Raw genomic sequence first — 14142 nt, forward strand, 5'->3', positions numbered from 1 at the left:
TCCCCTATTTTGTATCTGGAGTCTGTACATGGAAAACCTGGACGCGCTCGTCGCCCAAGCCCTTGAGGCTGTGCAAAGCGCTGAAGATGTAAACGCCCTGGAGCAAATCCGGGTTCACTACCTTGGCAAAAAAGGTGAATTGACTCAGGTGATGAAGACCCTGGGGAATTTGCCGGCTGAAGAGCGTCCGCAAGTCGGCGCGCTGATCAACGTTGCCAAGGAGCGCGTCACCGAGGTTCTCAATGCGCGCAAGGCGTCGCTCGAGGAGGCCGATCTTGCGGCCAAGCTCGCCGCCGAGTCCATTGACGTGACCTTGCCTGGCCGTGGCCAGGCCTCGGGCGGTCTGCATCCGATCACCCGGACCCTGGAACGTATCGAGCAGTTCTTTACCCATATCGGCTACGGCATTGCCGAAGGCCCTGAGGTCGAAGACGACTATCACAACTTCGAGGCGCTCAACATCCCAGGCCACCACCCGGCCCGGTCGATGCACGACACCTTCTATTTCAACGCGAACATGTTGTTGCGCACCCATACCTCGCCGGTACAGGTCCGCACCATGGAAGCGACCAAGCCGCCGATCCGCATCGTCTGCCCAGGCCGTGTGTACCGTAGCGACTCCGATATCACTCATTCGCCGATGTTCCACCAGGTCGAAGGCCTGCTGGTTGATCGCGACATCAATTTTGCCGACCTCAAAGGCACCATCGAAGAATTCCTGCGGGTGTTCTTCGAGAAAGAGCTGGCGGTGCGTTTCCGTCCATCCTTCTTCCCGTTCACCGAGCCATCCGCTGAAGTCGACATGGAATGCGTGATGTGCAGCGGTAAAGGCTGCCGCGTCTGCAAGCAGACCGGCTGGCTGGAAGTGATGGGTTGCGGCATGGTCCACCCCAACGTGCTGCGTATGTCCGGGATCGACCCGGAAGAGTTTTCGGGCTTTGCCTTCGGCATGGGCGTTGAGCGTCTGGCCATGCTGCGTTACGGCGTGAACGACTTGCGTCTGTTCTTCGACAACGACTTGCGGTTCCTCGCGCAATTTCGCTAGTCGTAACGAATCTTTAGGAGAGCAGGATGAAATTCAGTGAACAATGGCTGCGTGGCTGGGTAAGCCCGCAGGTGGATCGCGACGCGCTGGTTGCGCGTCTGTCGATGGCCGGTCTTGAGGTCGATAGTGTTACCCCGGCCGCTGGTGTATTCAGTGGCGTGGTGGTGGGCGAGGTGCTGAGCACCGAGCAGCACCCGGATGCCGACAAATTGCGTGTGTGCCAGGTCAGTAACGGCGCAGAGACCTTCCAGGTCGTGTGCGGAGCGCCCAACGTGCGCCCGGGCCTGAAGATCCCGTTTGCCATGATCGGTGCCGAGCTGCCGGGCGACTTCAAGATCAAGAAGGCCAAGCTGCGCGGCGTCGAGTCCAACGGCATGCTGTGCTCCCAGGCTGAGCTGCAGGTGGGCGAAGGCAACGACGGCTTGATGGAGCTGCCGGCCGATGCGCCGGTGGGCCAGGACATTCGTGTTTATCTGGAACTGGAAGACGCCAGCATCGAGGTCGACCTGACCCCGAACCGTGGCGACTGCCTGTCCCTGGCCGGTCTGGCTCGTGAAGTAGGGGCGCTGTACAACGTGCCCGTCACACGCCCAGTGGTTGCCGGCGTGCCTGCCGTGCACGACGAAGTGCGCTCGATTGAAGTGTTGGCGCCAAGCGCTTGCCCACGTTACCTGGGACGCGTCATCCGTAACGTCGACCTGTCCCGGCCAACCCCTTTGTGGATGGTTGAACGCCTGCGCCGCGCCGACGTGCGCAGCATCGACGCTGCTGTGGATATCACCAACTATGTGATGTTGGAGCTGGGCCAGCCGCTGCACGCGTTTGACCTTGCCGAAATCAATGGCGGCATCCGCGTGCGTATGGCCGAGGAAGGCGAGAAGCTGGTACTGCTCGACGGCCAGGAAGTCAGCCTGCGCGCCGACACCCTGGTCATTGCCGACCATTCCCGTGCCTTGGCGATTGCCGGCGTGATGGGTGGCGAGCACAGCGGCGTATCGGCAACCACTCGCGACGTGTTCCTTGAAAGCGCATTCTTCGATCAGATCGCCATTGCCGGCAAGGCCCGTTCCTACGGCCTGCACACCGATGCGTCGCACCGCTACGAGCGTGGCGTGGACTGGAAGCTGGCCCGTGAAGCCATGGAGCGCGCCACTGGCTTGCTGCTGGATATCACCGGTGGCGATGCCGGCCCGATCACCGAGACGGTCAACGAACAGTACCTGCCGTCCATTGCACCCATCACCCTGCGTGCCAAAAGCGTCGAGCAAATGCTCGGCCTGGTGATCGAGCCTGCCGAGATCGAGCAACTGCTGTCGGCCCTCGGCCTTGCCATCTCTGCGGGCGGGGAAGGGCAGTGGCACGTTGAAGTGCCAAGCCATCGCTTCGATATCAGCCTGGAAGTCGACCTGATCGAAGAACTGGCTCGCCTGTACGGCTACAACCGTCTGCCGGTTCGCTACCCGCAAGCGCGTCTGGCGCCGCAACCCAAGGCCGAAGCGCGCGCGCACCTGCCTGAATTGCGTCGTCTGCTGGTCGCTCGTGGCTATCAGGAAGCGGTGACCTACAGCTTCATCGATCCCAAGCAATTCGAACTGTTCAACCCTGGCGTTGAGCCGCTGTTGCTGGCCAATCCGATTTCCAATGACATGGCGGCCATGCGTTCGTCGCTATGGCCAGGCTTGGTCAAGGCGCTGTCTCACAACCTGAACCGCCAGCAGGATCGCGTGCGCATGTTCGAAAGCGGCCTGCGTTTCGTCGGCCAACTCGATGACTTGAAGCAAGAGCCAATGCTGGCCGGTGTGGTCTGCGGTAGCCGCCTGCCGGAAGGCTGGGCACAGGGCCGCGACGCCGTGGACTTCTTTGACGTCAAAGCCGACGTGGAAGCGGTGCTGGGCTTTGCCGGAGCGCTGGACGCCTTCACTTTCGTGCCAGGCAAACACCCGGCGCTGCATCCAGGTCAGACGGCGCGCATCGAACGCGAAGGGCGTTTGGTCGGCTTCGTCGGTGCCATTCACCCGGAACTGTCGAAAACCCTGGGTCTGGACCGTCCAGTCTTCGTTTTCGAGCTGGTTCTGGCTGAAGTTGCATCGGGCAAGATGCCTAAATTCAGCGAGTTGTCGCGCTTCCCTGAAGTACGTCGTGACCTGGCCCTGATCGCCGACCGTGAAGTGGCCGCCACTGCCGTTCTGGAGGTAATCCGTGAAAATGCAGGGGAATGGCTGACGGACCTCAGGCTATTTGACGTCTATCAGGGTAAAGGCATTGATCCGCATAGAAAAAGCCTTGCAGTTGGCTTGACCTGGCAGCATCCATCGCGCACTCTTAATGACGATGAGGTGAATACCACGACACAAAATATCCTCACCTCGCTCGAACAAAGGTTGAACGCCACGTTAAGGAAGTGACGTATGGGGGCTTTGACGAAAGCTGAGATGGCGGAACGTCTGTACGAAGAGTTGGGTCTGAACAAGCGCGAGGCCAAGGAATTGGTCGAGCTGTTTTTTGAAGAGATCAGGCACGCTCTGGAAGACAACGAACAGGTCAAATTGTCCGGTTTCGGCAATTTTGACCTGCGGGACAAACGCCAGCGGCCTGGCCGCAATCCAAAAACGGGAGAAGAAATCCCGATCACGGCTCGCCGTGTGGTCACCTTTCGTCCAGGGCAGAAGTTGAAGGCCCGAGTTGAGGCTTATGCTGGAACCAAGTCATAACGACGAACTACCCGTCATCCCGGGCAAACGCTACTTCACCATCGGTGAAGTCAGCGAGCTGTGTGCGGTAAAACCGCATGTGCTGCGCTATTGGGAGCAGGAGTTTCCTCAACTCAACCCCGTCAAACGCACCGGGAACCGTCGGTATTATCAGCGCCAGGATGTGCTGATGATCCGACAGATCCGTGCGTTGCTGTACGACCAGGGGTTCACCATCAGCGGCGCGCGCCAGCGTATGTCCGGTGATGAGGCCAAAGACGATACCACCCAATACAAGCAACTGATCCGCCAGATGATCTCCGAACTTGAAGATGTGCTGGTGGTGTTGAAGAAATGATTCAAGCTTTAAAAATACTTCCACATTTCAAAAGCTTGCGGTATATTCCGGTTCGCTTCGTCAAGAAGCAAACCCAGTAACACGCCTAGTCGGGGCGTAGCGCAGTCCGGTAGCGCACTAGCATGGGGTGCTAGGGGTCGAGTGTTCGAATCACTCCGTCCCGACCATTATTCCTGAGTAAAATCAGACACTTAAGCCGATCAGATAGATCGGCTTTTTTGTGCCTGCGCAAAACTATCCGGTGATTTCGTGTAGCGACAGGGCACGCACTTCATGAGGCTTGGCATCTCTTTCTCCCTCCACGTAGCAATAACGGACCCGCAGCGCCATACCCTCGGCAAAAAAGGAAGTGACTGATGCCGACGAGTGTCAGGCAGGGCTTTTTTATGCAGCGATTAGCTATAGACGAAATTGGTTAACCATCCGGTTCAGTTCAACCGCCAGCTTCGACAATTCCGAACTGGCTAACGCGGTCTGGTTTGACCCTTCAGACGCCTGGCTCGACAAATCTCTGATACTGACCAGGCTCCGATCCACTTCCCGGGCCACCTGCGCTTGCTCCTCGGACGCTGTCGCAATCAGCACATTGCGCTCGGTGATGTCGTCAATGGTTTGGGTAATTTCCACCAACGCCGACCCAGCACCTCGCGCCGTGTCGAGTGTTTTTTGCGCTTGCGTGTTGGTGTTGCTCATTGCAGAAACGGCGGCTCCAGTACCTTTTTGAATGGACGTGATCATTTGTTCGATCTCGCTGGTCGAAGTTTGCGTTCTATGCGCCAGCGCTCGGACTTCATCGGCGACCACAGCGAACCCGCGACCTGCTTCTCCTGCCCGTGCGGCTTCGATTGCAGCGTTGAGTGCAAGCAAATTAGTCTGTTCGGCGATAGCCCTGATGACGTCTAACACCTTGCTGATGTCGGTAGCCATCACTGCGAGCCCTTGAACTTCATTTGACGCATCTCCCACACTTGAGACCATCAGGCTAATTGCCTCGACGGTCTCGTCCACCCGTGCGCGGCCGGCTATAGCCGCCGAATTGGACCGTGTAGCGGCCTCAGATGCCGCGCAGGCATTGCGGGCGACTTCGTCAACGGCTGCGCTCATCTCGTTGACGGCCGTAGCGGCCATTTCCACTTCGTGGCTTTGTTGCTGCATGCCGGCATTCGCATTTTCGGTTACGGCATGCATTTCCTCGGAGGTGGACGCCAGTTGGTTGGATGAGTCGGATATAGACAGGAGCGTGGTTCGCAAGTTGGCCTGCATCGCTTTCAAAGCATGCATCAGCCGCGCTACTTCGTCGGTGCCCTGCACCTCTAACACTTCACTAAGATCGTTTTTCGCGATCCGCTCAGCGATGGCCAACGACCGACTCATCGGGGTGGTGAGACTCCGGGTGTACATGAAAGCCAGGATGATTGCAGCCAGCGTACTCACGAAAATGAAACCGCCGACGATCAGTTTGCTTTGTTCGTAAATACGCGTTGCCTCTTTGCCGGCATTAATTGCTTTATTGTTATTGAGCTCTATCAGGTTCTGGAGAACCGTGTTTACGCCATCCGCCCCGGATTTCATTACCTCGGTGGACAGCTTGACTGCATCCTCGAATTTTCCAGCGCCTGTAAGGGCCAGGTATTGGTCCTGAGCGCCCTCATAGGTGCTGTATTCTTTCGCCACTTCCCCGATAAGCTGTTTGCCCTTCGCTGTCACGATGAGAGGCCGGAGTTGCTGGATAAGGTCCTCAAAATTTCCGCGCGATTTTTTGACCTCTACAAGCGCTTGAGCTCTGCGATCGGCAGGCTCAATGGGGTTACGCAATCTTGAATTATTATTTCGGAGGCTTAAAAACTCTCGATCCATCTTGGCGAGTATCGAAATGCTGGGCACCACGTTGTTTTCTACAAACTTCTCAGCGTCGTTCAAGCTTGATGCCTGGATGAGAGCTACCACTCCCAACCCAATGATCATCAAGCAAAAAAAGCCAAAGCTAAGTGCGGAGCGTGGGGCGATATTGAGTTTGCGCAGAATCATACTGACACCTCTTCATGATTCCACTCTATCGGCAGCAAACTGAGCAGCAGCACCCCGTTCATCGCTGCTACGCATTCTATTGCTACGGGCACCCACGAAAAAAGCCAAGACCGATCGTCGACAGCGCTGTATTGATGGCTGGCGCCCTCGCGTATGAATATGGCGTGCGCGGCTCGGTAAGGCGTATCTGCAGGCTGACAAACATGGTTCAGTAAAAGTACGCTATCCGCTTCTTGCCTTCGAATTCCTTTCGAGCTGCACTAAAAATATCTCCCCAAAATCACCCCCAGGCCTGTCCCTTTTTTTTTACCTCTGTCCCGTCCTGAATAAGGTTTACACCTTCTGATCTGTTTTTCAGGAGGACGTAAATTGTGGGTCGTTGTCAATGCGAATGCCGCGGCTCACCGCTGCGGGCAATCACGCGCAGATGCAGAGTCGCAGGCTCCAGGCACCCACCTGTAGAAAGCTGTCCCACCAGTTGGCGGTACAGTTCCTGCCAGGGTGTCTGGGAAGGTGGGATGTTCGGCGTCCACTCGCGTCGACGCCGGCTCATCTCGGCCTCGTCTATCAGCAGATTCACCGTGCGCGTGTTCAGGTCGACCTTCAGGCGGTCGTTGGTTTTCAGCAACGCCAGGCCGCCGCCTACCGCTGCTTCGGGGGACATGTTGAGAATTGACGGGCTTGCCGACGTGCCGCTTTGACGCCCATCGCCCAGGCAGGGCAGGGAGTCGATGCCTTGTTTGATCAGCGCGGCCGGAGGGGCCATGTTCACCACTTCTGCGCTGCCGGGGTAGCCCACGGTGCCTACACCGCGGATGACCAGGATGCAGCGCTCGTCGATGTCCAGCGCCGGGTCGTCGATGCGGGCGTGATAGTCCTCTGGCCCTTCGAACACGATCGCCCGGGCCTCGAAGCTGTTTTCTGCGCCGGGTTCGGACAGGTAGGTTTTGCGAAACGCTTCGCCTACCACCGACATTTTCATGATGGCGCTGTCGAAGAAGTTGCCGCTGAGCACGATAAAGCCGGCACGGTGCTTGAGCGGGGTTTCAAAGGGGTAGATCACGTCGACGTTGCTGGTCAGGGCGCTGCTGACGATTTCGCCGATGGTCTTGCCGCTGACCGTTGCGCAGTCTTGATGCAGGCGCCCGGCTTTTTGCAGTTCGTGCATCACGGCCGGCACGCCGCCGGCGCGGTGGAAGCCTTCGCCGAGGTACTTGCCCGCCGGCATGCAATTGACCAGCAGTGGCACGTCCTCGCCAATCCGTTGCCAGTCATCCAGGCTCAGTTCGACGCCCATGTGCCGGGCAATTGCGATCAGGTGCGGAGGGCAATTGCTGGATGCGCCGAGTGCCGAGGCGACGGCGATCGCGTTCTCGAATGCTTCGCGCGTCATGATCTGCGACGGGCGTATATCCTGCAGGACCAGCTCGCAAATGCGCTTGCCGGTGGCATAGGCCATTTGCCCGCGCTCACGGTAGGGCGCCGGGATGCTCGCACAGCCGGGCAATGACATCCCCAGGGCTTCGGCCAACGCATTCATCGACAGGGCGGTGCCCATGGTGTTGCAGTGCCCAACGGACGGCGAGGCCGCCGTGGTCATCTCCATGAAGCCTTCGTAATCAATTTCGCCGGCGGCCATCAGGTTGCGTGCATGCCAGAGCACGGTGCCGGAGCCGATCAGTTCCCCCTTGTGGTGGCCGTCGAGCATCGGGCCGCCGGACAGGACAATGGCCGGCAGATCGATGGTTGCGGCAGCCATCAGGCAGGCGGGGGTGGTTTTGTCGCAACCGGTGGTGAGGACGACGCCGTCCAACGGGTAGCCGTGGAGGATCTCCACCAACCCCAGATACGCCAGGTTACGGTCCAATGCCGCGGTGGGCCGACGCGATTGCTCGGCGATCGGATGCACCGGGAACTCCATGGGAATGCCACCGGCATCCCGAATACCGGCCTTGACGCGTTGCGCCAATTCCAGGTGATGACGGTTGCAGGGGGTCAGGTCGCTGCCGGTCTGGGCGATGCCGATGATCGGTCGGCCCGATTGCAGTTCTTCGCGGGTCATCCCGTAGTTCATGTAGCGTTCGACATACAGGGCGGTCATGTCCGCGTGGGCAGGGTCGTTGAACCAATGCTCGCTGCGCAGGCGACGTTTTAGCGTTTCACTCATGATGCTTTTCTCTCTTGTCGTTATTGGATGAGTCGACAAATCGCTGGGGATTCAGCGGGCGAGCAGGCCACGGGATGCCAGATTGCGCAGCAAGGCGCCCACCCCGAACGTCCAGGGGGTGGCGGCGCAGCTGTGGGTCACCTGGTTATGCAGGCTACCGAGCAACGGGCTGCTGATGCGGACGTGGTCACCCAGCTTGTGGGTGAAACCGCTGCCGGCCTGATCGCGGTCTTCAGTGGGGGCGAACAGCGTGCCGAGAAACAGCAAGAAACCATCGGGATATTGGTGATTGGCGTTGAGCGTCTGACCCACCAGGTCCTGTGGGTCGCGGCTGATCTGACTCATGGAGCTAGAGCCTTGCAGGCGATAACCGTCTTCGCCTCGTACCTCCAGATCGACCACGCAGGCCCGCACATCATCCAGGCTGAAGTGTTCGTCGAACAGGCGAATAAACGGCCCGATGGCGCAGGAGGCGTTGTTGTCCTTGGCCTTGCTCAGCAACAGCGCGCTGCGGCCTTCGAAATCGCGCAGGTTGACGTCGTTGCCCAGGGTGGCGCCGTGGATCTGGCCATGGCTGTTCACCGCCAGCACCACTTCGGGCTCCGGGTTGTTCCATTGCGAACCGGGATGAATGCCGATGTGGCTGGCGCTTCCCACCGCCGCGAGGACAGGCGCCTTGGTGAAGATCTCCGCATCCGGGCCAATGCCGACTTCCAGGTATTGCGACCACATCCCTCGCTCAATGAGCAAAGCCTTGAGGCGCATGGCTTGCTCCGAGCCCGGCACGATAGAGCGCAGGTTGTCGCCAATTACGCTGCGGACGGTGGCGCGCACCGCCTCGGCTTTCGCCATGTCACCGCCGGCCTGCTCCTCGATCACACGCTCGATCATGCTGGCGGCGAACGTGACCCCGGCGGCCTTGATCACTTGCAAGTCCAGGGGCGGCAGCAAATAGGGTCTGGACGGATCGCAAGCGGGGCCAGTGTTGGCCAGGAGCGCCTCGACGCTGGCGATAAAGGTGCCGGGCGTCTGCCTTACGGCCGCCAGTGGAGATTGCGTTTCCAGCAGCTCGCTCAGGGTCGCAAAACGCTCCGACAGATCAAACACACCGTCGCTGCGCAGCACGATCGGCGAGGGCCCCGCGATCCTGCCTGGCACCCAGGCACGGCCGATCAGGGTGGCGGCCATACCATCGACCGGCAGGGTGTTTTCGGGAGTCAGCAATAATGGCATGGCGAGTTTTCCTGGTTCTTAAAGCCTTCACGCTAGGGCGGCGAGCCGATAAACTCCAATGAGATATATTCAGTATTTGATAACGTCAGGTTATTGGTGGCCAAGGGAATCTCCATGTCCGATCTGTCCTTCTCCAGCTTCTGCGGCTGGCTGAAATTCCGTCATCTGGTGTTGATCGATACGTTGGGACGCACGCGCAACATGCACTTGGCGGCGCAACAGATGAACCTCAGTCAGCCGGCCATCAGCAAGATGCTCAAGGAAATCGAAAGCCTGCTCGGCTTTGCCCTGTTCGAACGATTGCCGCGCAGCATGCCGCCGACCGCCTTGGGTGAGCACGTGCTGCGTTACGCGCAGATTGCCTTGAACGACGCGCGTTCGTTTGTCGAGCAAATCAGCAGCCTGCGGGAGGGCGGCCATGGCTCCCTGAAGGTCGGCGGGATTTTTGCCGCAACGGCGGCGGCTTTGCCCGATGCGGTCCTGCAGATCAAGCAGCGCTGGCCGCTGCTCTCGATTGAAGTGGTGGAGCAGACCAGCAATCGCCTCATGGAGATGCTCGAAGAGAAGCAACTGGATCTGGTGGTGGCCCGGTTTACCGATCAAAGCCAGCAGCGACGCTATGACTTCGAGCCCTTGGCCCCTGAACCGTTCTCGATCGTGGTCAACGGTCGTCACCCGCTGGCGGACGCGGGCCGCCTCTCGTTGCAACAATTGGTGGACTTGCCGTGGATTCTCTATCCGGTCGGCACGCCGATTCGTGGCCGCATGGAACAGGCCTTTGCCGAAGCCGGGGTCGGGATGCCGCGCAACACCGTCGACACCATTTCCATGCAGACCTTCCTTCAGGTCCTGCAGCGCGGGCCGATGATCGGAATGCTGCCCAGCGCCATGGTCAACCCGCTGCTCGAAAGCGGCCAATTGAAGACCCTTGATACTCCGCTGCATTTGGTGCCGCAGGACTACGGCATCCTCACGCGCAAGGGCGAACCATTGATAGGGGCGGCGCTGGAGTTCGCCGAGATACTCAAGGAAAACGCGCGCCTGGCCAAGGATCAGCCGGGTTAAGGGCGGAAAACTGACGGTTGCTGCGATAACGGATCGTTATCGGATAATCAATAAATGCCATTGGGAAAGGATCGATTCGCGACAGTAGAGTACCGACCAGATTCCCATCTGGGTCAGGAGACCGTCATGCCGAGTTCCTGCGGCCGGTGTGCTACCAGAACGTCCCCGATGGCTTGCTTCCCGATGCCTTGAAGAACAGCAATCCCTTGGAGCTGATGCGCCTGGTCAACGGAGAACACACGGCCCAGCCACTGTAATGACGGCAGCACTGCCGGATGAGTGCTCATTCGGCTTGACCCATTTCATAAAAATAATCAGGCATCTCCATATGCCCAGGGGTTACCTCATGCAAACCATCTCCGGGCCTCTGCCCGCGCAGGCGCCATCTCGCGAACTCGACTTTGAAAACCAGACCTACCGCAAAGTCATCTGGCGCATCCTTCCCGTCCTGCTCTTGTGTTACATGGCGGCCTACCTGGACCGGGTCAACATCGGCTTTGCCAAGCTGGATATGCTCAATGAGCTGCAGTTCAGCAACACGGTCTATGCGTTGGGCGCCAGTATGTTTTTCTGGGGGTATTTTCTTTTCGAAGTTCCCAGCAACCTGCTGCTGCATCGCTTCGGGGCGCGGTTCTGGATCGCTCGGATCATGCTCAGTTGGGCAGTGATCTCCATGGCGGTGGCCTACACCGTGCCGCTGGCGGGGTTCTTCGGTATCCAGTCAAGCAGCATGTTTTATGTGTTGCGCTTCCTCCTGGGGGTGTGTGAAGCCGGCTTCTTCCCCGGCGTGATTCTGTACCTCAATTATTGGTTTCCAACGCACCGGCAAAGCCGCGTAATGTCCGGCTTTCTGATGGCCATGCCGATCAGCCTGACACTGGGCGGCATGTTGTCCGGTTGGCTGATGAACAGCATGCAGGGCGTGCACGGCCTGTCGGGCTGGCAGTGGATGCTGATCATCGAGGGTGTCCCGTCGATCATCATGGCCGTTGTCGTGATCGTTTGTCTGGCCGACAACATCGACAAGGCCACGTGGCTTTCAGCGGCGCAAAAGAGCCTGCTCAAGGCCAATCTGCAAACCGATAATCACGGCAAGGCAACGCGCTTGAGCGAGGTGTTCTTCAACCCCAAGGTGTGGTTACTGGTGCTGATTTTGCTGACCTTCAACACCGGCTTCTACGGCTTGGCATTCTGGATGCCCTCGATTATCAAGAGCAGCGGTATCACCAACAATTTGCACATTGGCTTCCTGACCGCCATACCCTATGCGGTCGCCACGGTGGTGATGCTGCTCAACGCACGACACTCCAACCGTACCGGCGAGCGGCGCCTGCACGCGGCCATTCCAGCCTTTATCGGTGGGGTCGGCTTGATCTTCAGTGCCTTCTTCGCCGACAACCTGGTGTTGTCCGTACTCTTCTTGAGCGTCGCCGCCTCCGGGATCCTCAGCCTGATGCCGATTTTCTGGACTCTGCCGGGGACCTTGTTGTCGGGCGTAGCGGCCGCAGCCGGCATCGGCATGATCAACGCCATCGGCAACCTGTCCGGATTCACCGGGGCGATGATCACTGCCGTGGCTGAGAACCTCACCGGCAACATCAACAACGGCACCTATGTGCTGGCCCTGTGTCTGTTCGTCAGTGGTGGGCTGATCCTGGCTATCCCGGTGTCTATGCTCGGCAAAGTGCCCAAAGCGGCAGGCACCTCAGCGGGAAAGTGAACTGCGTACAGCCCAAGAGTGCCTTTCGCGAGCTGCCTGGAGGCTATGAGGTCGCCGTTGAAGGGGGCCACGGCGGTACGAGTAGTATTGAGGCGGGCTGTCGCTAATTGGCCAGGTAATCGGCAACAAGCTTGTCCAAAAATATGAATAGCGTCTGGTTCATCTCATCGTAGTTGTTCTGCCGCAATGCGGCGGGCTGCTGAACAAACCTGCGGTCAGTCAATGTCGCCAGTTCCGTTTCCGAGGCTTGGATCAACAGTTCCACGACATCGTTGGTGAGCTCCATATGGCACTGAAAGCCATACACCAGGTTGCTGTACTCGACGATCTGACGCGGACAGCCTTCACTGTACGCAATGATCCTGGCGTTTCCAGAGAGGCCAGGCATGTCGTTGTGCCAATGCCCGACATCGAGCGTCTTGCCGAAATGGGAGAACTTTGGATTCGCCAAACCTTCCTCGGTCAGGTGAATGGGGAATTTGCCGATTTCTTTCTCCGGGCTGTGGGCGAAAGTCGCATTCAGCGCTTCACCGATCAGCTGTGACCCCAGGCACACACCGACGACAGCGCGACCTCTGGTGATGGCTTTGTTTATGAGTTCACACTCGGCCGATGCGTTGAAATGGGGGCATTGCTCAAGCGATGTGCCAGGGTCCTGGGGGCCGCCTAGTACGACCAAAAGGTCGAATGAGGCGGCGTCTTCCGGGAGGGCGGCGTATTCGTATACGCGTGAATAGGTGGCTTGATAACCTCGGGCATTTACCCAGTCCTCAAACGCACCAGGTGCTTCGAAGGACTCGTGTATCACAAAATGGACTTTCAACGTTTTACCCTCGGATTCCGGATAGATTGAAGGTGACCGCCTTCGCAATCACCCATATGAACGTGCGCTGCGTAGCGGGTAGCGAACGCTCACGAATTATGCCGCCAACTCGTCCAACAGCTTTTTCAGGTAGGCGCTGGCTGACGCATCGAGCGGTTGAAGTGGAAGGCGGGGGGCGCCGACGTCAAGGCCCTGCATCCTCAAACCTGCCTTGACAGTGGTCGGCAGGCCGCGACGAGTGATGTATTCCAATAGTTCGTACTGGCGATAGAACAGCGTGCGGGCTTCTTCCAGTTTTCCACTCTGCACCGCATCCCACAGCGCCAGATTCAGTGCCGGAATAAGGTTGGGCGCAGCGGTACACCACCCGCTCGCACCGGCAACCAATGCCTCGAGGGTCAATGGATTGCAGCCGTTGTAGAAGGCCACCTGGCCATCGGTGGCCTTGAACAGTCGGTGCATGCGTTGAATGTCGCCAGTGCTCTCCTTGACCATGGTGACGTTCTTCACTTCGCTCAGAATGCGCAGGATCAGATCGACCGACAGGTCCGTGCCGCTGGTGCCTGGGTTGTTGTAGAGCATGATCGGAATGCTGATGGCCGCGCCGACTGCTTGGTAATGATCGACGATTTCCGTGTCGGTCAACTTCCAGTAAGAGACCGGAAGCACCATCACAGCTGTCGCCCCACACGACTCAGCCAATCGGGCACGCTGTACGGTGCGTGCCGTGGTCAGGTCCGAAACGCTGACGATTGTGGGCACTCGGCCGGCGATTTTCTCTTGGCTGAAGCGGACCACCGCCTCCCATTCCTGATCGCAAAGATAGGCGCCTTCCCCGGTACTTCCCAGTGGTGCAATGGCATGCACGCCGGAGGCGATCAGCTTGTCGATCGATTGGCCCAAGGCAACCAGGTTCAGTGAGCCGTCAACCGCGAATGGGGTGATGGTATAGCCGATAACGCCACGAATTATAGAGGTAGACATACAAGGCACCTTTGCAGTTTCTATGATGT

At 58.7% G+C, this 14142-nt stretch carries 11 protein-coding genes, 1 tRNA gene and 2 pseudogenes; 8 read left to right on the plus strand and 6 right to left on the minus strand.

Annotated elements, in window-relative coordinates; translation table 11 throughout:
• Positions 1-28 precede the first annotated feature (28 nt).
• The 5 genes from pheS to TU82_RS02710 all read left to right on the plus strand — a co-directional run bounded on the left by pheS (position 29) and on the right by TU82_RS02710 (position 4260).
• Complete coding sequence (gene pheS / locus TU82_RS02690; protein WP_057721572.1) at positions 29-1045, plus strand: phenylalanine--tRNA ligase subunit alpha; 1017 nt, start codon at positions 29-31, stop codon at positions 1043-1045.
• Between the two features lie 26 nt (positions 1046-1071).
• Positions 1072-3450 carry a phenylalanine--tRNA ligase subunit beta gene (gene pheT / locus TU82_RS02695; protein WP_057721573.1) on the plus strand — a complete coding sequence of 793 codons (2379 nt, stop codon included), beginning with the start codon at positions 1072-1074 and terminating at the stop codon, positions 3448-3450.
• 3 nt (positions 3451-3453) lie between these two features.
• A complete protein-coding gene (ihfA, locus tag TU82_RS02700) occupies positions 3454-3756 on the plus strand; it encodes an integration host factor subunit alpha (protein ID WP_002553164.1) in 303 nt (100 codons plus the stop codon).
• Positions 3737-4093: a MerR family transcriptional regulator gene (locus TU82_RS02705; protein WP_003174972.1), complete on the plus strand. Its 357-nt coding sequence runs from the start codon at positions 3737-3739 to the stop codon at positions 4091-4093. The genes ihfA and TU82_RS02705 overlap by 20 nt, the downstream gene beginning before the upstream one ends.
• Before the next feature lie 90 nt (positions 4094-4183).
• Positions 4184-4260: transfer RNA gene (locus TU82_RS02710), tRNA-Pro, on the plus strand.
• A 232-nt stretch (positions 4261-4492) separates the two neighbouring features.
• Here TU82_RS02710 and TU82_RS29440 read toward each other — a convergent pair.
• The 4 genes and pseudogenes from TU82_RS29440 to TU82_RS02725 all read right to left on the minus strand — a co-directional run bounded on the left by TU82_RS29440 (position 4493) and on the right by TU82_RS02725 (position 9521).
• Entirely contained in the window at positions 4493-5374 is an 882-nt protein-coding gene (locus TU82_RS29440) for a methyl-accepting chemotaxis protein (RefSeq protein WP_425540422.1), read from the minus strand.
• Positions 5348-6121: pseudogene (locus tag TU82_RS29445) on the minus strand (MCP four helix bundle domain-containing protein); the annotation flags it as partial. The pseudogene TU82_RS29445 and the gene TU82_RS29440, both read right to left, overlap by 27 nt.
• 382 nt (positions 6122-6503) lie before the next feature.
• On the minus strand, positions 6504-8288 hold the full coding sequence (locus tag TU82_RS02720; RefSeq protein ID WP_057721575.1) for an IlvD/Edd family dehydratase: 1785 nt from the start codon (positions 8286-8288) through the stop codon (positions 6504-6506).
• A 51-nt stretch (positions 8289-8339) separates the two neighbouring features.
• A complete protein-coding gene (locus TU82_RS02725) occupies positions 8340-9521 on the minus strand; it encodes a fumarylacetoacetate hydrolase family protein (protein ID WP_057721576.1) in 1182 nt (393 codons plus the stop codon).
• A gap of 114 nt (positions 9522-9635) precedes the next feature.
• On the opposite strand from TU82_RS02725, the gene TU82_RS02730 reads away from it, so the two are divergent.
• From TU82_RS02730 to TU82_RS02735, 3 genes and pseudogenes are all read left to right on the plus strand, one after another.
• Positions 9636-10586: a LysR family transcriptional regulator gene (locus TU82_RS02730; protein ID WP_057721577.1), complete on the plus strand. Its 951-nt coding sequence runs from the start codon at positions 9636-9638 to the stop codon at positions 10584-10586.
• A 134-nt stretch (positions 10587-10720) separates the two neighbouring features.
• A pseudogene (locus TU82_RS29065) lies at positions 10721-10843 on the plus strand (ketoglutarate semialdehyde dehydrogenase); the annotation flags it as partial.
• 89 nt (positions 10844-10932) lie between these two features.
• Entirely contained in the window at positions 10933-12306 is a 1374-nt protein-coding gene (locus TU82_RS02735; RefSeq protein WP_057721578.1) for an MFS transporter, read from the plus strand.
• Between the two features lie 103 nt (positions 12307-12409).
• On the opposite strand, the gene TU82_RS02740 is transcribed toward TU82_RS02735, so the two are convergent.
• Both TU82_RS02740 and TU82_RS02745 read right to left on the minus strand, forming a co-directional pair.
• On the minus strand, positions 12410-13129 hold the full coding sequence (locus TU82_RS02740) for a type 1 glutamine amidotransferase (RefSeq protein ID WP_057721579.1): 720 nt from the start codon (positions 13127-13129) through the stop codon (positions 12410-12412).
• A gap of 96 nt (positions 13130-13225) precedes the next feature.
• Positions 13226-14113, minus strand: coding sequence for a dihydrodipicolinate synthase family protein (locus TU82_RS02745; protein ID WP_057721580.1), 888 nt, complete (start codon positions 14111-14113; stop codon positions 13226-13228).
• Positions 14114-14142: the final 29 nt, after the last annotated feature.

The sequence above is a fragment of the Pseudomonas orientalis genome, from assembly GCF_001439815.1.
Lineage (GTDB): Bacteria > Pseudomonadota > Gammaproteobacteria > Pseudomonadales > Pseudomonadaceae > Aquipseudomonas > Aquipseudomonas orientalis.

What these genes read in the sequence shown, in the direction of transcription:
- TU82_RS29440 (WP_425540422.1), bottom strand. Translation starts at nt 5,374, where the DNA reads ATGCATGCTTTGAAAGCGATGCAGGCCAACTTGCGAACCACGCTCCTG.
- TU82_RS02735 (WP_057721578.1), top strand. Translation starts at nt 10,933, where the DNA reads ATGCAAACCATCTCCGGGCCTCTGCCCGCGCAGGCGCCATCTCGCGAA.
- TU82_RS02730 (WP_057721577.1), top strand. Translation starts at nt 9,636, where the DNA reads ATGTCCGATCTGTCCTTCTCCAGCTTCTGCGGCTGGCTGAAATTCCGT.
- pheS (WP_057721572.1), top strand. Translation starts at nt 29, where the DNA reads ATGGAAAACCTGGACGCGCTCGTCGCCCAAGCCCTTGAGGCTGTGCAA.
- TU82_RS02705 (WP_003174972.1), top strand. Translation starts at nt 3,737, where the DNA reads ATGCTGGAACCAAGTCATAACGACGAACTACCCGTCATCCCGGGCAAA.
- TU82_RS02725 (WP_057721576.1), bottom strand. Translation starts at nt 9,521, where the DNA reads ATGCCATTATTGCTGACTCCCGAAAACACCCTGCCGGTCGATGGTATG.
- ihfA (WP_002553164.1), top strand. Translation starts at nt 3,454, where the DNA reads ATGGGGGCTTTGACGAAAGCTGAGATGGCGGAACGTCTGTACGAAGAG.
- TU82_RS02745 (WP_057721580.1), bottom strand. Translation starts at nt 14,113, where the DNA reads ATGTCTACCTCTATAATTCGTGGCGTTATCGGCTATACCATCACCCCA.
- TU82_RS02720 (WP_057721575.1), bottom strand. Translation starts at nt 8,288, where the DNA reads ATGAGTGAAACGCTAAAACGTCGCCTGCGCAGCGAGCATTGGTTCAAC.
- pheT (WP_057721573.1), top strand. Translation starts at nt 1,072, where the DNA reads ATGAAATTCAGTGAACAATGGCTGCGTGGCTGGGTAAGCCCGCAGGTG.